The 19,301-nt window shown below is 61.6% G+C and carries 19 protein-coding genes and 2 pseudogenes; 12 read left to right on the forward strand and 9 right to left on the reverse strand.

The window, feature by feature from the left end; all coding sequences use genetic code 11:
* The 5 genes from B0O95_RS11725 to B0O95_RS11745 all read left to right on the forward strand — a co-directional run.
* Positions 1 to 1,588: alpha/beta fold hydrolase (locus tag B0O95_RS11725; protein WP_146064062.1), on the forward strand; the 1,588-nt coding region annotated here is incomplete at its 5' end.
* Complete coding sequence (locus B0O95_RS11730; RefSeq protein ID WP_146064063.1) at positions 1,575 to 1,895, forward strand: pyridoxal-dependent decarboxylase; 321 nt, start codon at positions 1,575 to 1,577, stop codon at positions 1,893 to 1,895. The genes B0O95_RS11725 and B0O95_RS11730, both read left to right, overlap by 14 nt.
* A gap of 52 nt (positions 1,896 to 1,947) precedes the next feature.
* The gene (locus B0O95_RS11735; protein ID WP_323073526.1) at positions 1,948 to 2,277 is read left to right on the forward strand and encodes a DUF3597 domain-containing protein; all 330 of its coding nucleotides are present in this window, start codon (positions 1,948 to 1,950) and stop codon (positions 2,275 to 2,277) included.
* 100 nt (positions 2,278 to 2,377) lie between these two features.
* The gene (locus tag B0O95_RS16585; protein ID WP_104078060.1) at positions 2,378 to 2,839 is read left to right on the forward strand and encodes a rubredoxin; all 462 of its coding nucleotides are present in this window, start codon (positions 2,378 to 2,380) and stop codon (positions 2,837 to 2,839) included.
* A gap of 179 nt (positions 2,840 to 3,018) precedes the next feature.
* The gene (locus B0O95_RS11745; RefSeq protein ID WP_104078061.1) at positions 3,019 to 3,402 is read left to right on the forward strand and encodes a DUF4399 domain-containing protein; all 384 of its coding nucleotides are present in this window, start codon (positions 3,019 to 3,021) and stop codon (positions 3,400 to 3,402) included.
* A gap of 96 nt (positions 3,403 to 3,498) precedes the next feature.
* On the opposite strand, the gene B0O95_RS11750 is transcribed toward B0O95_RS11745, so the two are convergent.
* The 5 genes and pseudogenes from B0O95_RS11750 to B0O95_RS11770 form a co-directional block, all read right to left on the reverse strand.
* Positions 3,499 to 4,836: an ATP-binding protein gene (locus B0O95_RS11750; protein WP_104078139.1), complete on the reverse strand. Its 1,338-nt coding sequence runs from the start codon at positions 4,834 to 4,836 to the stop codon at positions 3,499 to 3,501.
* Positions 4,837 to 4,839: 3 nt separating this feature from the next.
* Positions 4,840 to 5,000 (reverse strand): annotated as a pseudogene (locus B0O95_RS17225) (winged helix-turn-helix domain-containing protein); the annotation flags it as partial.
* A 313-nt stretch (positions 5,001 to 5,313) separates the two neighbouring features.
* Positions 5,314 to 5,626: pseudogene (locus B0O95_RS11760) on the reverse strand (hypothetical protein); the annotation flags it as partial.
* A gap of 1 nt (position 5,627) precedes the next feature.
* The gene (locus B0O95_RS11765; protein ID WP_104078063.1) at positions 5,628 to 6,824 is read right to left on the reverse strand and encodes an amino acid aminotransferase; all 1,197 of its coding nucleotides are present in this window, start codon (positions 6,822 to 6,824) and stop codon (positions 5,628 to 5,630) included.
* 31 nt (positions 6,825 to 6,855) lie between these two features.
* Positions 6,856 to 8,235 (reverse strand): amino acid permease, encoded by a 1,380-nt coding sequence (locus tag B0O95_RS11770; protein WP_104078064.1) that lies wholly within the window; start codon positions 8,233 to 8,235, stop codon positions 6,856 to 6,858.
* A 186-nt stretch (positions 8,236 to 8,421) separates the two neighbouring features.
* Here B0O95_RS11770 and B0O95_RS11775 point away from each other — a divergent pair, with 186 nt between their 5' ends.
* The gene (locus B0O95_RS11775) at positions 8,422 to 8,892 is read left to right on the forward strand and encodes an Lrp/AsnC family transcriptional regulator (RefSeq protein WP_104078140.1); all 471 of its coding nucleotides are present in this window, start codon (positions 8,422 to 8,424) and stop codon (positions 8,890 to 8,892) included.
* On the opposite strand, the gene B0O95_RS11780 is transcribed toward B0O95_RS11775, so the two are convergent.
* The 3 genes from B0O95_RS11780 to B0O95_RS11790 all read right to left on the reverse strand — a co-directional run bounded on the left by B0O95_RS11780 (position 8,858) and on the right by B0O95_RS11790 (position 11,996).
* Positions 8,858 to 9,802: an alpha/beta fold hydrolase gene (locus B0O95_RS11780; RefSeq protein WP_233203320.1), complete on the reverse strand. Its 945-nt coding sequence runs from the start codon at positions 9,800 to 9,802 to the stop codon at positions 8,858 to 8,860. The two genes, B0O95_RS11775 and B0O95_RS11780, sit on opposite strands and share 35 nt — an antisense overlap.
* A 7-nt stretch (positions 9,803 to 9,809) precedes the next feature.
* A complete protein-coding gene (locus B0O95_RS11785) occupies positions 9,810 to 11,414 on the reverse strand; it encodes a benzoate-CoA ligase family protein (RefSeq protein ID WP_104078065.1) in 1,605 nt (534 codons plus the stop codon).
* A 114-nt stretch (positions 11,415 to 11,528) separates the two neighbouring features.
* Positions 11,529 to 11,996, reverse strand: a complete 468-nt coding sequence (locus tag B0O95_RS11790; protein ID WP_104078066.1) for a DUF4863 family protein — start codon at positions 11,994 to 11,996, stop codon at positions 11,529 to 11,531.
* Positions 11,997 to 12,177: 181 nt separating this feature from the next.
* On the opposite strand from B0O95_RS11790, the gene B0O95_RS11795 reads away from it, so the two are divergent.
* From B0O95_RS11795 to B0O95_RS11815, 5 genes are all read left to right on the forward strand, one after another.
* Positions 12,178 to 13,143: a helix-turn-helix transcriptional regulator gene (locus tag B0O95_RS11795; RefSeq protein WP_104078067.1), complete on the forward strand. Its 966-nt coding sequence runs from the start codon at positions 12,178 to 12,180 to the stop codon at positions 13,141 to 13,143.
* Between the two features lie 117 nt (positions 13,144 to 13,260).
* Complete coding sequence (gene boxC / locus B0O95_RS11800; protein ID WP_104078068.1) at positions 13,261 to 14,931, forward strand: 2,3-epoxybenzoyl-CoA dihydrolase; 1,671 nt, start codon at positions 13,261 to 13,263, stop codon at positions 14,929 to 14,931.
* 50 nt (positions 14,932 to 14,981) lie between these two features.
* Entirely contained in the window at positions 14,982 to 16,409 is a 1,428-nt protein-coding gene (gene boxB / locus B0O95_RS11805; RefSeq protein WP_104078141.1) for a benzoyl-CoA 2,3-epoxidase subunit BoxB, read from the forward strand.
* 22 nt (positions 16,410 to 16,431) lie between these two features.
* Positions 16,432 to 17,643: a benzoyl-CoA 2,3-epoxidase subunit BoxA gene (gene boxA / locus B0O95_RS11810; RefSeq protein ID WP_104078069.1), complete on the forward strand. Its 1,212-nt coding sequence runs from the start codon at positions 16,432 to 16,434 to the stop codon at positions 17,641 to 17,643.
* A gap of 202 nt (positions 17,644 to 17,845) precedes the next feature.
* Positions 17,846 to 18,124, forward strand: coding sequence for an HU family DNA-binding protein (locus B0O95_RS11815; RefSeq protein WP_104078070.1), 279 nt, complete (start codon positions 17,846 to 17,848; stop codon positions 18,122 to 18,124).
* A gap of 39 nt (positions 18,125 to 18,163) precedes the next feature.
* On the opposite strand, the gene B0O95_RS16590 is transcribed toward B0O95_RS11815, so the two are convergent.
* Positions 18,164 to 18,367, reverse strand: coding sequence for a hypothetical protein (locus tag B0O95_RS16590; RefSeq protein WP_104078071.1), 204 nt, complete (start codon positions 18,365 to 18,367; stop codon positions 18,164 to 18,166).
* Positions 18,368 to 18,568: 201 nt separating this feature from the next.
* On the opposite strand from B0O95_RS16590, the gene B0O95_RS11825 reads away from it, so the two are divergent.
* Positions 18,569 to 19,270: an ABC transporter ATP-binding protein gene (locus B0O95_RS11825; RefSeq protein ID WP_104078072.1), complete on the forward strand. Its 702-nt coding sequence runs from the start codon at positions 18,569 to 18,571 to the stop codon at positions 19,268 to 19,270.
* The last annotated feature ends 31 nt before the right edge of the window (positions 19,271 to 19,301 follow it).

Raw genomic sequence — 19,301 nt, forward strand, 5'->3', positions numbered from 1 at the left:
TGGCCGGCCGATTGCGAACACGCGCGTTTATTTGCTCGATGCGCACGGCCAGCCGGTACCACTGGGTGCGGTCGGTGAACTGTATATTGGTGGCGTGGGGGTGGCGCGCGGCTATCTGAACCGCCCGGCGCTGACCGACGAGCGTTTTGTGCCGGATCCGTTCTCCGATGACGCTAATGAGCGGCTGTATAAGACCGGGGATGTGGCGCGGTATTTACCGGACGGCAATCTGGAGTTTGTGGGGCGCAACGATGACCAAGTGAAGATTCGCGGCTTTCGCATTGAACCGGGCGAGATCAAAGCGTGCTTAACGGCGCACCCGCAAGTGCGCGACGCGGTGGTGCTGGCGCTGGGTGAAGGCCAAGATAAACGGCTGGTCGCGTATGTGCAGGCCGAAGCGGACGAGCACCTGGCGAGCACGCTGCGTGCACAGGTGGCGGCGAGCCTGCCTGAGTATATGGTGCCTAGCGCGTTTGTGCGGCTGGACGCGTGGCCCTTGACACCGAACGGCAAGCTGGATCGGCGTGCGCTGCCCGCACCGGATGACGACGCGTTCGCGCATCAAGCGTATGAAGCGCCGCAAGGCGAGCTCGAGACGACGCTGGCGACGATTTGGGCGGAGCTATTGGGTGTCGAACGTGTGGGGCGGCACGACAGCTTTTTTGCGCTCGGCGGCCACTCGCTGCTGGCCATGCGCCTGATCAGTTGTGTACGTACAGCGTTAGGGGTTGACCTTGCTATTCGTACGCTGTTTGAGACGCCCACCCTCGCAAGCTTAGCACGCCATTTAGCTAAGCGTGACGGGATTCAGGAAAACTCGTTTTCCGTTCTGCTTCCGCTTAAACCCACAGGCAGCCGTACTGCTCTTTTCTGCATTCACCCCGGATTAGGTTTGAGCTGGAGCTATATGGGGCTGTCCAATTACCTTTCCCCGGATCAGCCCCTTTATGGCTTGCAGGCTCGCGGGTTCGATGGAACAAGCCCGCTTGCGTCTACCCTTGACGAGATGGTGTCAGACTATCTTGAGCAAATGCGCCGCGTTCAGCCCAAAGGGCCTTACTGCCTTTTAGGATGGAGCCTCGGCGGCAATGTGGCGCATAGCATGGCTGTCCGACTCGAACACCAGGGCGAAAAAGTGGCGTTGCTGGCGTTACTAGATAGTACCCCTTTTGCGGGCAAAGCTTTTGAAGAGCAAGGAAATCAAATTGACCAGGTGATGATTAGAAATGTGTTCGCTCACCACTATGGCAATGAGTTAGTCTCGGCGATGGACGAGCATTTATTGGAAAACACTGAGAAAATTGCAAAGAATAATGGGCGTATCGTAAGAGATTATTCTCCATCACAGTACGGCGGTAATGCGCTATTGTTTCGAGCCACGGTAGCGGAGGCGGGATGTGAAACACTAGTCACGCCTGATGCGTGGAACCCTTATGTGCGCGGGAATATCGAAGTTTGCAATGTCCACTGCAGTCATGGAGCAATGCTCAAGCCGGAATCGACTGCCTTCATTGGTCCCATCCTAGCCCGCAAGCTAAATGAATTGGAGAATCAACAAGCTCAAGGACAGGTGAATGCGGTACGATAAACTTTACAGTGCAGAAATGCTCAATATCCTTAAGCGAGAATTCCTCGTATCGGAGCGCGGGCACTATTCGCTGCGCAAAGTCGCGGATGTGCTTGGGATCGGTTGTGATCACCTGCTCCGGATTTCTGTGGATGCAGCGGACCGAATCCGCATTGACGCATTGCGCGCGGCCGTGCGCGACCTGCAGCGCCGCAATATTGGTCCGATGACGATCGTGGGCATGGCGGGAACTACCGAGATGGGCGCTATCGATCCGCTCGATGCGCTCGCCGATGTGGCGCGTGTTTTAAGTCTGCGGAGGCGATGACGATCTTTGATGATATCGTGAGCAAGTTGCTGCGTAGCGCGAGGCCAGATACGTGCATCGTTTCGCCGGAACCCGCGCCGGACCCGGCAGCCACTATGGCGTCGATGTCAGCGCCGTGCTGGACGCCCGGGTGCGCGAGAGCGGGCGGGTGCTGGATTGGCGGCGATCGTTGACCGATCTGTTGGCCGCGCTGGATATCGACGACAGCCTTGAGCAGCGCAGCCGGCTTGCCGGCGAGTTGGGCTGCAACGGCCCGATTGACGACCCGGCGACGATCGAGCGGCTGCACGGCAAGCTGATGCATGCGCTAGCCGCCAATGGCGGAAAAGTCCCCCGCCGTTCTATTGAGCGGCGCGGTGTTGCGGATAACGAAACCGATTGACAACGCCAATGACACAATCTAACTGGACGTTGCCGATAGAATATCGGCTTCGCGCTGGCGGCCAAGGTGTCGCGTTTCCCTCCTTGTCACGATTTTCCATATGTATAAGAAAGGCGCTGTTGTCGAGATTCAATTCACCGCCAACCGGCTCAACGACCATGCAGGGGAGCCTTACTGGATCGACCTGGACCCGGACGAGGCGGCGGCTCTGTATCGGCAATTGCACGCCAGGTTTGCTAATGCAACGCCGCAGGCTCAACCGCTTATCGTATCGCTGGATGCACCGGCGGCCGGACACGACCCGGCGCGTGACGCACCACGTCAGGCGGGCCCCGCTGCACGGCTCGATACCGCCGCAGCGGTCCAGCCGGCTTCGGCGGAGCCCGACGTGGTCGCGTTCCGGCAATGGGTCTGCGTGATCTGCGGCTGGGTCTATGACGAGGCGTACGGCGCGCCGGACGACGGAATCCCGCCAGGGACCCGCTGGGACGACGTGCCGGCCGATTGGCGGTGCCCGCTTTGCGACGTTGGCAAGGCGGACTTCGCGATGGTCGAATTCTGACCGATATCAATCGGTGTCACGATTCACCGGCATGCGTCGGGGAGGCCCGGCAGGCTTGCATGGCATATTTTGCACAGCGCGGCTGAAGCCGGCCGTGGCCGATCGGTGCGGTCGCATTCCGCGTTGTTTTCTTGTCATGAGGAGCAATCCGTCATGATCCGTGTCTTGGTGAAGTTGCTGTGCCGTACTACGCTATCGTCAGCGCTGTCCGCGGGCTGGTCGCCGCGCATGCCGACGGCGTGAGCTTTGTCGAGCCGAAGGATGGCGCGCGGGTTAGCAATCCCGTCCATCTGAAGTTCGCGGTGGAAGGGATGAAGGTCGCGCCGGCCGGCAACATGACCCCGGGAACCGGCTACCATCACCTGCTGATCGACGCTCAAGCGCTGCCCAACGGTGAAGTAGTGCCGGCCAATAATCATTCGATTCACTACGGCAAGGGCCAGACGGAAACGGACGTCATGCTGCCGCCCGGCAATCATACGCTGACGATGCAGTTTGCCGACGGCGCGCATCGCTCGTATGGGCCCGAAATGAGCCAGACGATCAAGGTTCACGTCAAGTAAACTTGACGGGAAACTGCTGGATGCATTGGTGAACGCCATGCCGCTGACAGTTTGACACATTCGCGGTGCTTTCGCCGAAGCGGCCCGAAGACCGCTTCACGCCGCGGCGGGTGCTCGCTCCGTCAGCGATTGTTGGGGCTCCTCGCCCGGTAGCGCAGGCAACGTCATGACAAAGCGCGCGCCGCCGAGCGCACCCTGTTCGAGCCATACGCGGCCGCCGTGCAGCAGCGCGATGCGTCGCACGATCGCCAGTCCCAAGCCGAAGCCGCCGGTTTGTCGGTCGCGGCTGGAATGCGGCCGGTAGAACGGCTCGAATACCCGTTGCCGATCTTCAATGGGGATGCCCGGGCCGTCGTCCTCGACAGCAAGCTGCAGCGCGCCATGCGCGTCAGTCGTCGCGCTCAGCGTGATGTTGGTGCTTGCATAGCGCAGGCCGTTGCGGACCAGGTTCAATAACGCGCGGGCAACCAGCTTTGGATCGCATACGTGTCGCTGTGGCGCACCCTGCGTCGATACCGACAGCGTCAGCCCTCGGTCGCCGACGTCATGCGCGACGCTGCCGGCGACGCTGTAGAGCAGCTCGTCAACCGCCACGCACATCGGCGTCTTGTGCGGTGCCAGCTGCTCAAGACGGCATAGCGTTAGCAATTCGGTAACCAAATCATTGAGTTCCCGCACGTCGGCGTGCAGTGCGTCGTGGCGCTCGCGCTGGCGCTCAGGTGAGTCCGGCGATGCAAGTAGTGCCAGCCCAAACTCGAGCCTGGCCAGCGGCGTCTTCAGCTCGTGCGAAATACCGTACATCATGTCACGTTGCTGCAGGATCGAGGCCTCGATCTGCTCAGCCATCTCGTTGAATTGCCGTGACAGCGCATAGATATTGGATTTGCTGGATACCTGGGCCCGCGTGGATAGCTTGCCTGCGCCGAATGCACGGGCAGCGGCCTCGAGTTTGCGCAGATCGCGCCAGTGGTAACGAATCCATGCCCCAACGGCCAGCAGCATGGCGAGCGCGATAAATCCGTATGCGTAGATCTGGATGTCCAAATTGGTCAGCTCCTCCGGATTGGCGTGCACGATCATGCCGTCCGACAATGGCATGTAGTAATGCTTGTTATCCATGCTCAGCACGATTTTGCCGGCACGCAGTCCGCTCAACTGCCGCGCGTCGAGCAACCGCTCGACGTCCTGCCATGTCATGAAGCTGAAGCCCTCGGTGCCATGCTCGCTCAGTTCGCGTAGCGCCACGGTGCGCTGATCGCCGGCGTGCCGCTCGAGATAGTCGGTCAGCAGGAACGCGTAGGTGGTCAGCGAATTGCGCGCCTGCTCGCTGGCGCGCTCATGAAAAATGCGAACAAACGACACGTTGACCAATGCGATGGCGGCGCCCGCGACGACGATGACGGCCAAGTACAGATGGATCAGCGAACGAAGCATTGACTCCTCCCACGCGAACGGGCTGAATAGGTAGCCGCGTCCCAGATGGTCTTGATCTTGCGCGGCGCTGACGTAGCGTCTGCGAAGCGTCGCCTGAGTGGTGAGATGTTGGAATTGACGGAACGGTCCAGTGTGCCGAATTCGATACCGCGCAGTGCATCCAGCGCGACGTTCCCGCGCCGGACCCCATGGACCAAGAATTTGTCGCTGTCGAGGATCTCGCGCACCAACTGCGCGAGCTGGTCGTCATCCTCAATTAGCAGGACCTTATGTTTAAGCGGTATGTCTTCCATGGTCTTTTTTGTGTCGCACCGGCCGATTCTATCCGGCCTAGCGGTGCCATGGATAGTGCGCAGACAGCCCAGGACAACCAGTTAAACGTCTGCTCTCCCTGGCGTTACCGCTGGCCACGTTGCCTGTCGCGCCACCGACTCATGCCGAGAACACCTATACGATCATGGCCGGTGGCGGTGTAGACTATTCGCCGTTTTGCGCCGACACGTACACCATCTGGGCGTTGTCGCCCAGCAGAAACGCGTGGTTGGCGTCGGCCGACCGCGCGCAGGTAGTTCCACAGAGACGTGACGCGGCGCAGCTTGCGCAAATCCTCGCGGCAGCATAGCCAGAAGCGACGCGTGACGAATACTTCATCTGCTAGCACGGGCATGATCGCCAGATCGGCCTTGCGCGTGGACAGGATCACGAAATGCGGCACCGGCAGCAAGTCGATCGAGATGTCGGGATGGTGCGCGCTAAAGCACGTCAATTGTGGTGACAGGAAAAAACAGCCGTCACGCGCGCAGCACGCTCGCGATGGCGTCGGCGACCGCGCCGACGTTCTGCTCGTTCAGGCCCGCAACGCACATCCGCCCGGAGCGAACCAGATATACGCCGTGCTCGGTGCGTAGTCGGTCTACCTGCGCGGCGCTCAACCCGGTATAGGTGAACATGCCGCGCTGTTGGATATAGCGCGACAATGTATCGTCGGCGACACGGCCCTGCAACCGCTGGTGGATTGCACGACGCATCGCGGCAATGCGCTTGCACATCGACGCGAGCTCGGACTGCCACGACGCGCGTAACGCCGGCGTGCAGAGCACCCTGTGGACCACCTTAGCGCCGTAGGTCGGTGGGTTGCTGTAGTTAGCCCGTACCGCGCCGGTTAGCTGCCCGAGTACGCGCGTTGCCTCGTCAGCGGATTGGCATACGACGCTCAGGCCGCCGCAGCGTTCGCCATACAGCGAGAAGTTCTTCGAAAACGAGTTCGCGACCAGGCACGATAGGCCGCGCGCGGCTAGCTCTCGCACCGCGAAGGCGTCATCGTCCAGATCTGTGCCGAAACCCTGGTACGCCATGTCGACGAACGGCAACAGCTCGTTTTGCTCAATTAGCGAGATGACCTCGCGCCATTGGTCGCGGTCCAGGTCGACGCCGGTCGGGTTATGGCAGCACGCGTGCAGTAGCACGATGTGGCGCTTCGGAATCGCGCGCAACGCATCGAGCATCGCGTCAAAGCGCAAGCCGCCGGTGGCGCCATCGTAGTACGGGTAGGTGTTCACCGTGAAGCCGGCGCGTTCGAACACCACACGGTGGTTTTCCCAACTGGGGTCGCTGATCCACACCTGCGCGTTGGGGAAGGTGCGTCGCAGGAAGTCTGCACCGACTTTCAACGCACCCGAGCCGCCCAGCGTCTGCAGCGTCGCGATGCGCCGACCGGCGCGCGCGCCGCATGCGTTGCCGAACACCAGCTGCTGTACTGCGTCGCGATAGGCAGGTAGTCCCGACATTGGCAGGTAGGGACGTGGTCCGATCTCGCCGGCCAGCGCATGCTCCGCATCGCGCACAGCAGCCATCACTGGCAGCTTGCCGTGCGCGTCGAAATAGATGCCGATGCTCAGATTCACCTTGTCGGCCCGGGGGTCGGCCTGGAAATCTTCGTTGAGCGACAGGATCGGATCACCGGGAAACGCTTCGACGTGCTCGAACATGGAATATCCTGAAAAGGTAAGACGTTATCGCTTAGAGGTCCCCGGATATCGCCAACGGCGCACCGGGCCGGCGAAAGCGATAGCTTATCGCTAACACCGCCAGCCAGACAGGAATCAGGTAGACTGACAGGCGCAACGGTGGCGTGCGGTACATCACGACTAGGATCGCGGCAAGGAACGTCAGGCACAGATAGTTCGTGAACGGATGGCCGACGCTGGCGAAGTGGCTCGTCTGGCCAGTCCTGCGCTTGTGCTGCCGAAAACGCAGGTGGATGATGCTGATCATGGCCCAGTTGATCAGCAGCGCCGATACCACGAGTCCCATCAACAGTTCAAACGCCCGGGCCGGCATCACATAATTGATTACCACGCACACGCCGGTGATCGCCGCCGATACCGCGAGGGCGGCGACCGGCACGCCGCGCCGGTTCACCGTGCCGAGCGCGCGCGGCGCGTTGTGTTGCCGAGCGAGCGAGTACAGCATCCGACTGTTGCTGTAGACCCCGCTGTTATAAACCGACAGCGCGGCGGTCAGTACCACGACGTTGAGCACGGTGGCCACCAGGTTGCTGTTCATCGCGTGGAAGATCATCACGAACGGGCTGCCGCCGCTGGCGACATTCTGCCATGGATAGAGCGACAGCAGCACGGCGAGCGCGCCGACATAGAAAATCAGGATCCGGTAGACGACCTGGTTGGTGGCGCGTGGGATACTGTTGTGTGGATCGTCAGCCTCGGCAGCCGTGATGCCGACCAACTCCAGGCCGCCAAACGAGAACATGATCACTGCCATCGACATCGCCAGACCATTGGCGCCGTTCGGGAAAAAACCACCGTGCTGCCACAGGTTGGCAATGCTCGCTTGCGGGCCCGCCGAGCCGGACAACAGCAAGTAGGCGCCGAATATGATCATGCCGGCGATCGCGGCCACCTTGACGATCGAGAACCAGAATTCCACCTCGCCGTATGATTTCACGCTGCCCAGGTTGATCGCGTTGATTAGCACGAAGAACGCCAGCGCCGAGGCCCACGTCGGCACGCCGGGCCACCAATATTGGATATAGATGCCGACCGCCGACAACTCGGCCATGCCCACGAGGATGTACAGTACCCAGTAGTTCCAACCGGACAGGAAGCCGGCGAAGCGGCCACAGTACTTGTCTGCGAAGTAACTGAACGAGCCGGCGACCGGCTCGTCGACCACCATCTCGCCAAGCTGCCGCATGATCAAAAAAGCGATGCCGCCGGCCAATGTGTAGCCTAGCAATACTGACGGTCCCGCCATTTGGATCGTCTGCGCGATGCCCAGGAACAAACCGGTGCCGATGGCGCCGCCTAGCGCGATTAACTGGATATGCCTGTTTTTCAATCCACGCTTGAGCGCGGTATCTGTATTGTCTGCTACTGCCATGTGTCCCTCTATTTTTGTGGAATGAGACGCGGTGCCGCGTCGGTGGGGGTTGTCGGCCGGCCGCGCGGCCCTTGAGTACAGGCTGAGTTTATCGAGTGTGCCGGGAAATAGTATTGTGCAGTCCGCCGGGGCAAACCCTCGCTTATGCTATAAAGTTTCGTGTTTTGCAAAGAACGGGAAATCCAAGTGCAGATACTCAAGCTCGATCGTACAGACCGCCGGTTATTGGGCATACTACAGGAACAGGCGCGCGCTTCAAACTTGGAGCTGGCTGAGACGATACGGCTGTCGCCGGCGCAGACGCTGCGCCGCCATCGGCGCCTGGAGGAACTCGGTTTGATCAAACGGTATGAGGCCCGCCTCAATGCACCGCAACTGGGCATTGGCGTCGTCGCGTTTATCCATGTGACGATGGAGCGCGGACATATCCACAACATGGCGCGGTTTCGCGAACTGATTGCCGAACTCGCGCAGATACAAGAGTGCTTTTCAGTAACAGGGGACATCGACTACGTGTTGAAGGTCGTGGCGCGGGACTTAAAAGCGTTGTCGGCGTTTCTACTCGATACGCTGCAGATCCCGGGCGTGAGCAAAGTGCGCTCAAGTGTATGCTTGGACGAGATCAAGTGCACGAGTGCGTTGCCGCTCGAGCTGTGAGCGTGGCGCAGCAAGGCGACCGTGGTGGTCCGCTCAAGCTTGTGACGGCGCAAACAAAATCCGCGATCACCCGATTGAGTTCGGCCGGCGCGTCTCGATGCGGCGAATGGCCGCAGGAGGGCAGCTTGGCCAGCTGCGCGTGGCGGACGTTGTGCTGGATCATATCGATCTGCGCCATCGTGCCGTACTTGTCGTCGTAGCCGTGGATCGCCAGCAGGTGGCATTGGATGCGCGGTAGTACGCCGGTGATGTTCCAGTCACGGAACGCCGGATCCAGCCAGATGTCGTTCCAGCCGTAGAATGCGGAATCGACATCGTCGTGGTAGCGCGCAAGCTTGCCGCGCAGTCTCTTGCGCTCGTAGTCAATCTTCATTTGCGCGATGCTGTCCACCGATACCTGCTCGACCATCACGTGCGGCGCGATGACGACCGCACCGGCCAGTGCGTTAGGAAACGCGCTGGCGTACAGCAACGCGATTGAGCCGCCGTCGCTGTGCCCAATGAGCCACATCCGCGCTTGCTCGCTCGCGTCGATGCCTAGCGCATCGAGCAGTGACGGCAGCACGTCGTAAGCTTGCTCGTGCATGAACTGCACGGGCCACTTAACGCCCGGCTCGCGCGGCGTGGAGCGTCCGTAGCCGGGCCGCGAATAGACCAGTGCGCGCCAGCCGAGCGCGTCGCACAGCGTTTGTGGCCAGTCCCTCCACATCGCCACGCTGCCCAGTCCCTCATGCAAGAATACCGCGATCGGCGCGTCGTAGCGCGTGCGGTTCAGCCAACGATACTCGATCTGCAGCGCGCCGTGCGTCGCGCCGGCGGGCAGCTTCGTTAGCCCGCCATCGGCGGTGACTTGGCCTGGTGTGCCGGCTTCGGCGGTGTGCGCCTTCGCGGAACTTGCGCAATGATGCATGGAGACCTTAGGTTTGTGCTCGCAACTTGAAGCGTTGGATTTTACCTGTTGCGGTCTTCGGCAACTCGTCGACGAACACGATTTCGCGCGGAGACTTGTGCGGCGCGAGCCGTTGCTTGACGAATGCCCGGATCTCGTCGGCCAACGCATTCGAGGCACTCACATGAGCCTTGAGCACGATGAACGCGCGCATCTTCAGCAAACCGTCGCACTCGGCGCCGACGACGGCAGCCTCCAGCACCGCGTCATGATGCATCAGTGACATCTCGACCTCGACTGGCGAGACGTATTGGCCGCTGACCTTGAGCATGTCGTCGCTGCGGCCCGCGTACACATAGCGGCCATTGGACTGGCGGCGGAATTTGTCGCCGCTACGCAACCAATCGCCGAGGAACGTCGTACGGGACTGCTCGCGGTTGCACCAGTACATCAGCGCCGCGCTGGGGCCCTTGACAAACAGGTCGCCGACCTCGCCGTCCGCGACGGGCGCGCCGGTCTCGTCGCGTAGTTCGACCTCGTAGCCGGGCACCGGCGTGCCGGTGGTGCCATACTCGACGTCGCCCGGCCGATTCGACAGGAAAATATGCAGCATTTCCGTCGAGCCGATGCCATCGAGGATCTCGCAACCGAAGTGCGCGCTGAATCGCTCGCCAACCGCCTTGGGCAGCGCTTCGCCGGCGGACGTGCAAATGCGCAGCGCAACCTGCTCGCGTGCGGGCGGGCGCGGGCAGGCAAGCATGTTCGCGTACAGCGTGGGCACGCCATAGAAGATCGTGGCGCGATGCCGCACGAGTCGTGCGAACACCGCGTTTGCATTGGGGCGTTCGGCCATCAGCACGGTGGTCGCGCCGACCGAGAGTGGAAATGTCAGCGCGTTGCCCAATCCGTAGGCGAAGAACAGCTTGGCCGCCGAGAATACGATGTCATGCTCGCTGATGGCTAGCACTGACTTGCCATACAGTTCCGCGGTCCAGTACAGGTTGGCGTGGGTATGCACGGTACCCTTCGGCTTGCCGGTCGAACCAGACGAATAGAGCCAGAACGCGATGTCGTCGCGGCTACTGCGGATCGGCTCGGCCATGGGCATCGCGGTGTCCAGCAAGTGTTGCAACGTGGGCGCAGCATCATGGTGGGACGCTGGCATCGCACCGTGGTTGACGCCGCTGACAATTAGCTCGCATGAATCGGCCTGTGCTTGGTCCAGTGCTGGCAGGACGGCGGGCAGCAGTGACGCGGAAGTAATCACGATGCGCGCGCGGCTGTGCGCGATCATGTACGCGTATTCGCTTGGGCCGAGCAGCGTGTTGGCAATGACCGGTACCACACCGGCATAAAGCGCGCCGAGGAGCGCGATCGGCAACTCGACGGTGTCCAGCATCACCAGCAAAATCCGCTCTTCCGGCCGCACTCCCCGCGCGCGCATGACGCTTGCGAAGCGGCGTGCATGCTCCTGCAGCGCCCCATAAGTCAGTGTACCGGCGTCGTCGATGTAGGCCAGTCGCTGCGCGCGTTGGCGATTCAGTTCGAACAGATGCGTGGCGAAGTTGAACTGGGCCGGCGGCGAGCTGGCCGAGATCGTCGCGCCAGCGTGGGACTCTCTTAAGGCTTGCATTTTTCCTCCGACAATGACGCGAAAGGGGACCATGACACGCCAACGCGCAAGCGCGCGCACGGCAGGCGCACGAGCGGCGGACCGCCGCGCATGCCGTGCAGCCTGGTGTGCCAATCAGGCGGGGGAGAATTCGATTGCGCCGTGGGGCAGCAGATACATCACCAGCGCGCGGCCATTCGAGACCGTTGGTCGATGCCCGCTGCCGGGATCGTAGACGCACCAGCCGGCAGCGTGGCCGTCAAACGTTGCGTTCGGCGTGAGCGGCATGATCAAGTCGATCTCGCCGTGCGGATGGACGTGATGTGGGCCGGCCACATCGGCCATATCGACGACATCGACGGAGAAGTCGCCAATGCTGGCGTCGGGTTTGAAAATCCGGCCATAACGGATGCCTGCGTGTTCGCGGTTGCACATCCAACCCTGTGCAACGCCGGCCCGACAGGCTTGCGCCAACTCGCGGTATTCGGTGCTTTCTGGCGACCAGCGGGCATTGAGCCAGCTGGCCAGCGCGCCGTCAAGTTCACGTCCGGCCAACGGTTCCGTTACACGCGCGATCATGCGGTGAAAGTCTTGTGGCGACATGCGAGTCTCCGGGTTAGCGTTGCGGGCGTCGGTCAGCGGCGCCAGTATGCTGCCGTGATGCGATGCCGGTGGCTGGCCACGGTTATCATTCAGTACGATGGGGATGAAATTAGTCGTTGAGCATGCTGTTGTCAAGCAATATAGTGCATATATCGTGACAGAGTGACAAGCGTGGCTGAAGATGAAACGCAGTGATACATCGCGGCTTGCCGATGCGTCCGTGGAGCACGCTCCCGAGTTGCCGGCCAACGACGGTTCGGGTGCCGGACGTGACTCGCGCGATCCGTTCCTAACTGCCATGGGCGAGCGCGTGCGGTTGCTGCGGGCGCGACGCGGGATGACGCGCAAGAGTCTGGCGGCTGAAACCGGCCTGTCGGAGCGGCATCTAGCGAATTTAGAGTCCGGCGTCGGTAACGCTTCGGTGCTGGTGTTGCGCCAGATCGCGCTGGCTTTGAACTGCCCGCTCGCGGAAGTGATCGGCGACGAGACCACGTCGTCGGCCGAATGGCTATTGATTCGCCAGTTGCTGCACGGGCGTGATCCGGCGTCACTGCAGCGCGCACGCGTGGCGCTCGCTGACTTGTTCGAGCAGGTGCGGCGCGACCCTGACCGGAACCATAGGCTCGCGCTGATCGGCTTGCGAGGCGCCGGCAAGTCCACGCTTGGCCGGATGTTGGCGCAAGAGCGCAAGGTGCCGTTTATCGAGCTAAGCCGGGTGATCGGGCAGTTAGCCGGGGGCTCCCCGTCCGAAATTCACTCGCTATATGGCGCTAACGCGTACCGGCGCTATGAGCATCGCGCACTGGAGGCGGTGATCGCCGAACATCCGCGCGCGGTGATCGCGACAACGGGCGGCCTTGTGTCAGAGCCGGCCACGTTCAACGTGCTGCTCGCGCATTGCTTCACGATATGGCTGCAGGCTAGTCCGGACGAGCATATGCGTCGCGTCATCGCCCAAGGTGATCTGCGCCCAATGTCCGGCAGCAGCGAGGCCATGGAAGATTTAAAGCGGATTTTGGCGGGGCGCGGTGAGCTGTATGGCCGGGCCGACCTGAACTTCGATACCAGCAACAAGACGTTGGCCGATGCTTATTTGCAGTTGCGCGATCGGCTGGCCGTACGGCTGTCGGAGGATCATGAATCGTGAGCATCTGAATAATAAAATTGGTCTATGAAGTAAAATTCGTTTTCCGTCTTTGAATTGGTGTTAATGTGCACTATAGTTCAAAAAAACAATCGTGTACTGCCTTGTTCGGAGACGCCTATGGCCACGCTGGAACCCGTTGCTGCTCCCGTCGACTTTCGTACCGATCCGTCGCGCTACAAGCACTGGAAGCTGTGCTTCGACGGTCCAGTGGCGACGCTGGCGCTCGATGTGGACGAGGAGGGTGGCATTTGCAGCGGCTATAAGCTCAAACTCAATTCCTACGATCTGGGCGTGGACATCGAGCTGCACGATGCATTGCAGCGTATCCGCTTCGAGCACCCCGAGATACGCGCCGTCGTGCTCACGAGCAGCAAAGAGCGGGTGTTTAGCTCCGGCGCGAACATTTTCATGCTCGGCATGTCATCGCATGCGTGGAAGGTCAACTTCTGCAAGTTCACCAATGAAACCCGCAACGGCATCGAGGATGCATCGCGCCATTCGGGGCTGAAGTTTTTGGCCGCCGTGAATGGTGCGTGCGCCGGTGGTGGCTACGAGCTAGCGATGGCTTGCGACGAGATCTGGCTCGTTGATGACCGGGCATCGTCTGTCGCGTTGCCGGAGGTGCCGCTGCTTGGCGTGCTGCCTGGCACCGGTGGCCTCACGCGGCTGACCGACAAGCGCAAGGTCAGACACGACCGGGCCGATTTGTTCTGCACTGTGGTGGAGGGCATTCGAGGCGAGCGCGCGAAACAATGGCGGTTGGTCGACGAGGTGGTCAAGCCTAGCCAGTTTGAGCAGGCAGTCAAGGCGCGCGCGCTTGAACTGGCGGCACAAAGCGATCGTCCCTGCGACGCGCGGGGCGTCGCATTGACCCCGATCGAGCGCAGCACCCGCGACGACGGCATCGCGTACCAGACGCTCGAGGTCACGCTGGACCGGGCCGCGCGCATCGCGACGTTGACCGCGAAGGCGCCGTGTGGGCCGCAGCCCGCGGACATTGATGCGATCGTTGCGGCCGGGGCCAACTGGTGGCCGCTGCGGTTCGGCCGCGAATTGGATGATGCGATCCTGTCGCTGCGCACGAACGAAGGCGAGATTGGCACGTGGATCCTAAGGACATCGGGCGATGCGCGGGCTGTGCTCGACGTCGATGCCGCGCTCGTGAGCCATCGCGATCATTGGTTCGTGCGCGAGACGATGGGCTTGCTGCGTCGCACGCTGGCGCGCATCGACGTGTCATCGCGATCGTTGTTCGCGCTGATTGAATCCGGGTCATGCTTTGTCGGCATACTCGCCGAACTCGCGTTCGCGGCGGACCGCTCATACATGCAGGCGCTGCCGGACAACCCGTCGCAGCAGCCGGCGATCATGCTGTCTGAGGCCAATTTCGGCCTGTACCCCATGGTCACGCGGCAGTCGCGGCTGGCGCGGCGCTTCTACGGCGACGACGCGTTGTTCGAGGCGCTGCGCGACAAGATCGGTATGCCGGTCGATCCGCTGGAGGCAGAACGACTGGGTCTAGTCACCGCTGCGCCCGACGACCTGGACTGGCCCGATGAGATCCGCATCGCGCTCGAGGAACGCGCCGCGATGTCGCCGGATGCGTTGACCGGCCTGGAGGCCAACCTGCGCTTTAACGGGCCCGAAACGATGGAGTCGCGGATCTTCGGACGTCTCAGTGCATGGCAGAACTGGATTTTCAATCGCCCGAACGCGGCCGGCGACAAAGGTGCGTTGAAGGCCTATGGTAAGGGCGCTAAGCCTCAGTTCGACGTCGGCCGCGTTTGAGGCGAGTTGCTGGCGCACGCATGCAACGTTTTTTGATCAAGGAATCGATCATGTCTTCGATCAACTACAGCGACAAGATCCCCAACAACGTCAACCTGGCCGATGACCGCGTGTTGCAGCGCGCGCTCGAGCAGTGGCAACCGAATTTTTTGTCGTGGTGGAATGACATGGGGCCATACGGCAGTCAACTCGACGACGTCTACCTACGCACCGCGGTGAGCGTCGAGCCCGGCGGCTGGGCCCATTTCGACTATGTCAGAATGCCAGATTACCGGTGGGGTATTTTTTTGGCGCCTGGCGAGCCCGATCGTAAGATCCACTTCGGCGAGCACCGCGGCGAGGCGGCGTGGCAGGACGTGCCCGGCGAGCATCGCGCGCACCTGCGGCGCATCATCGTCACGCAGGGCGATACTGAGCCCGCGTCAGTCGAGCAGCAGCGGCACCTCGGGCTAACCGCGCCGTCGCTGTACGATTTGCGTAACCTGTTTCAGGTCAACGTCGAGGAAGGCCGGCACCTGTGGGCGATGGTGTACCTGCTACACCGCTATTTCGGTCGCGACGGCCGCGAGGAAGCGGAGGCGCTGCTGGAGCGCCGCTCCGGCGACGAAAATAATCCTCGCATCCTTGGCGCGTTCAACGAACGCACGCCGGACTGGCTGGCGTTTTTCATGTTCACGTACTTCACCGATCGCGATGGCAAGTTCCAACTGTCGGCGCTGGCCGAATCGGGCTTCGATCCGCTGGCCCGCACGACCCGCTTCATGCTGGCGGAGGAGGCGCACCATATGTTTGTCGGCGAGTCTGGCGTGTCGCGGGTGATTCAGCGTACCGCCCAGGTCATGAACGCGCTGCGTACAGACGATGTGAGTGCACTGCGGGCGGCGGGCGTGATCGACTTGCCGACAATCCAGCGCTATCTGAACTTCCATTACTCGGTGACCATCGACCTGTTCGGCGCAGACCAATCATCCAATGCCGCGGCGTTCTACTCACTAGGCCTGAAGGGGCGTTTTGAGGAAAGCAAGCGGGATGACGATCATCGGCTCGATACACAGCACTACCGGCTGCTCGACGTGCGCGACGCTCAACTGGTCGAGCGCGAGGTGCCGATGCTCAACGCGATGAATGAAGTGCTGCGTGACGACTATATCAAGGACTCGATGGCCGGCGTTAACCGTTGGAACAAGGTGTTGGAGAAGGCGGGCATCGAGTCGAGACTGAGTGTGCCGCACAAGGCATTCAACCGCAAGATCGGCTCGTTTGCCGGCGTGCGCGTGTCGTCGGACGGTCGGGTGATCGACGAAGCCGAATGGGCGGCCAACGAGGCGAGTTGGCTGCCGACGCCGGAGGATCGCGCGTTCGTGGCCTCGCTGATGGGCCGCGTGGTCGAGCCGGGCCGGTTCGCAAACTGGATCGCGCCGCCGGCGATGGGCATCAACCGGCAGCCCATCGACTTCGAATATGTCAGGTTCAATTGACCGCTGGAATGCGCCGGCGCCAATGGCTATGCTGAATCAACACTTGATCGATCCGCAGATTTGCATCCGTTGCAACACGTGCGAGGAGACGTGCCCGAATGATGCGATCACGCACGATGCGAACAACTATGTCGTGAAGGCGCAGGTCTGCAATGGCTGCATGGCGTGTGTGCCGCCGTGTCCGACCGGCGCGATCGACAATTGGCGCCAAGTGTCCGAGGCCGATGCGTACAGTATCGACGCCCAGTTTGCCTGGGACGAACTCCCGTCTCAACAGTCGACCGCCCAGCAGGGCGCCGGCGTGAGCGTCCCGCACCGGTTGGAACATTTGTTGGATAGCGGCAGCGACGTGCTGCGGGGCGCCAGTGCGCCGCCGTGGTCGGCGGCCAGACCACATGTGAACTTATATACACAGAATGCGCCTGCTACGGCAGTCGTGGCGGGCAACTATCGCTTGACGAACGAGACTGCCGACAGCGACATCCATCACATCGTGCTGGACTTTGGCACGACGTTCTTCCCCGTACTCGAAGGCCAATCGATCGGTGTCGTGCCGCCGGGCGCTGCGCCCAACGGCAGGCCGTACCACGCTCGCCAATATTCGCTGGCCAACCCGCGCGACGGAGAACGGCGCGGCTGCAATAACGTATCGCTCACGGTCAAGCGCGTGATCCGCGATCACGATGGCAACCCTGCCCGCGGCGTGTGTTCGAATTACTTGTGCGATCTGCGCAAAGGTGACCGGTTGGCGGTGATCGGTCCATTCGGCAGTACGTTCCTGATGCCGAACCATCCCGGTTCACACCTATTGATGATCTGCACCGGCACGGGCGCCGCGCCGATGCGTGCGATGACCGAATATCGCCGCCGACATCAATGCGACGGCGCGGCCGGCCGGCTGATGCTGTTCTTTGGCGCACGCACGCCGCAGGAGTTGCCGTATTTCGGGCCGCTGACGAATTTGCCCAAGGGTTTCATCGATGCCGACCTTGCGTTCTCGCGCGTGCCGGGACGGCCGAAGCGGTACGTGCAGGATGCCCTGCGCGAAAGAGCGGCTGACGTGGGACCATGGCTGGCGGACCGCAATACCCATGTCTATGTGTGCGGCCTGAAGGGAATGGAAGAAGGGGTGTTGCTCGCGCTTAGGGACATTGCACAGCGCCATGGATTGGATTGGCAGCGGGTATGGGCCGACCTCAGACGTGAAGGACGCCTGCATTTGGAAACCTATTAATCGGCGGCGACCGCGCTACGTTAGCGCGCCCCATGTCGCGATGAGACGGTAAATTCGACTGTTGACCGGCGCGCTCAATCTATCCATGTGTAGCGACCGGGGAAAATTTACCGTTGTGCGTCGACAAAGGAACGTATGGCTTTTACCGCTTGTCTGTTCATCGCCGGGGCGGTGAGCCTGCGGCATCATTTGACGGAGAATCATGAACAAACAGGAACTCATCGATGCGGTCGCAGTGGCGACCGGCACCAGCAAGACGGCGATTGCTGACACGATCGATGCGATCATTGGTACCGTGACCACGACGGTTGCCAACGGCGAAGCCGTGCAATTGATCGGATTCGGCACGTTCGGCACGGGCGCCCGGGCAGCGCGTATCGGCCGCAATCCGGCAACGGGGGCGCAAATGCAGATCGATGCAGCCAAGACCGTCAAGTTCACCCCCGGCAAGGCGTTCAAGGACGCGGTGAACGCCGCGTGACGCCGCGCTGCTCGCAGGCATGTCTACCTGCGCTCGATGTCAAAACAGCTGCTTACCCAGGCCGGACAGGCTGATCCATTTGACCGTGCTTCTCAACGTCCGCCCTGTTTCATCGATCGATTCGATCATCGCGCGCTGTCCGCGGGCTTCGGCGACGACGCGCACGATCCGCTGTCGATAGCGCATCAGCGCGCCGATAGGCGGACATTCGATGTTCTTTCGTCTTTTGACGGGCTTGGGCATACGGGCGAGGATGCGAGCAGGCAAACGCGGCCGGATTATCGCACGCTCATCGATAGCCTGGCGGCCATTTCGGCCGGCGCGGTCGCACGTCGGGTCCCGCGCAAGCTGTCTTCATCGCAGGCCCGAGTCCCATCGACGGACGCCGATCGCGTCCCGCTGCGGGCATTGTTCGATTGCGCAAGTTATTTTGGGGGAGGAGTGATGCTCAGGCTGGAGCAGGTGCACACGCACTACGGCGCAATCGAGGCGCTCTCGGGGGTGTCGCTGGAGGTCCGGCGCGGCGGGATCGTCACGCTGATCGGTAGCAACGGGGCGGGTAAGACAACGCTGATGATGACCGTATGCGGCACGCCACGGGCATCGAGTGGGCGGGTGCTGTTCGATGGGCAGGACATCACGGCACTGCCCACGCACGAGATTATGCGTATGGGACTGGCGATTTCGCCGGAAGGAAGGCGCGTGTTTTTAGGCCTGACCGTCCTCGAAAATCTGAAGATGGGGGGCTTCTTCGCGAGCCGGCATGAGATCGACGCAGGGCTTGCGCACGTGTACAAGCTCTTTCCACAACTGGAGCGCCGCATGCACCAGCGCGCGGGCACAATGTCGGGTGGCGAGCAGCAAATGCTGGCTATCGGGCGCGCGCTAATGAGCCGGCCCCGATTGCTGTTACTGGATGAGCCCACGCTTGGGCTTGCGCCACTGGTGATCGCGCAGATCTTCGATATCATTCGCGCGATTCGCGACGAGGGCGTGACGGTGTTTCTGGTCGAGCAGAACGCGAACAAGGCACTGCAGGTGGCCGATCGCGGCTACGTATTGGAAACCGGCCGCGTGATGCTGGCCGATACCGGCGCGAATCTGCTGGCCAACGAACGCGTCAAAAACGCGTACCTCGGCGGCTGATCGCGCGGCGCGCCTGACGGCACGATCACAC

The organism is Mycetohabitans endofungorum (genome assembly GCF_002927045.1).
GTDB lineage: Bacteria > Pseudomonadota > Gammaproteobacteria > Burkholderiales > Burkholderiaceae > Mycetohabitans > Mycetohabitans endofungorum.

Bases quoted from the DNA above. Each gene is read 5' to 3' on its own strand.
- B0O95_RS11730 (WP_146064063.1), top strand. From the start codon at position 1,575: ATGCGGTACGATAAACTTTACAGTGCAGAAATGCTCAATATCCTTAAG.
- B0O95_RS16585 (WP_104078060.1), top strand. From the start codon at position 2,378: ATGTATAAGAAAGGCGCTGTTGTCGAGATTCAATTCACCGCCAACCGG.
- B0O95_RS11750 (WP_104078139.1), bottom strand. From the start codon at position 4,836: ATGCTTCGTTCGCTGATCCATCTGTACTTGGCCGTCATCGTCGTCGCG.
- B0O95_RS11765 (WP_104078063.1), bottom strand. From the start codon at position 6,824: ATGTTCGAGCACGTCGAAGCGTTTCCCGGTGATCCGATCCTGTCGCTC.
- B0O95_RS11770 (WP_104078064.1), bottom strand. From the start codon at position 8,235: ATGGCAGTAGCAGACAATACAGATACCGCGCTCAAGCGTGGATTGAAA.
- B0O95_RS11780 (WP_233203320.1), bottom strand. From the start codon at position 9,802: ATGCATCATTGCGCAAGTTCCGCGAAGGCGCACACCGCCGAAGCCGGC.
- B0O95_RS11785 (WP_104078065.1), bottom strand. From the start codon at position 11,414: ATGCAAGCCTTAAGAGAGTCCCACGCTGGCGCGACGATCTCGGCCAGC.
- B0O95_RS11790 (WP_104078066.1), bottom strand. From the start codon at position 11,996: ATGTCGCCACAAGACTTTCACCGCATGATCGCGCGTGTAACGGAACCG.
- B0O95_RS11795 (WP_104078067.1), top strand. From the start codon at position 12,178: ATGAAACGCAGTGATACATCGCGGCTTGCCGATGCGTCCGTGGAGCAC.
- boxC (WP_104078068.1), top strand. From the start codon at position 13,261: ATGGCCACGCTGGAACCCGTTGCTGCTCCCGTCGACTTTCGTACCGAT.
- boxB (WP_104078141.1), top strand. From the start codon at position 14,982: ATGTCTTCGATCAACTACAGCGACAAGATCCCCAACAACGTCAACCTG.
- boxA (WP_104078069.1), top strand. From the start codon at position 16,432: ATGGCTATGCTGAATCAACACTTGATCGATCCGCAGATTTGCATCCGT.
- B0O95_RS11815 (WP_104078070.1), top strand. From the start codon at position 17,846: ATGAACAAACAGGAACTCATCGATGCGGTCGCAGTGGCGACCGGCACC.
- B0O95_RS16590 (WP_104078071.1), bottom strand. From the start codon at position 18,367: ATGCCCAAGCCCGTCAAAAGACGAAAGAACATCGAATGTCCGCCTATC.
- B0O95_RS11825 (WP_104078072.1), top strand. From the start codon at position 18,569: ATGCTCAGGCTGGAGCAGGTGCACACGCACTACGGCGCAATCGAGGCG.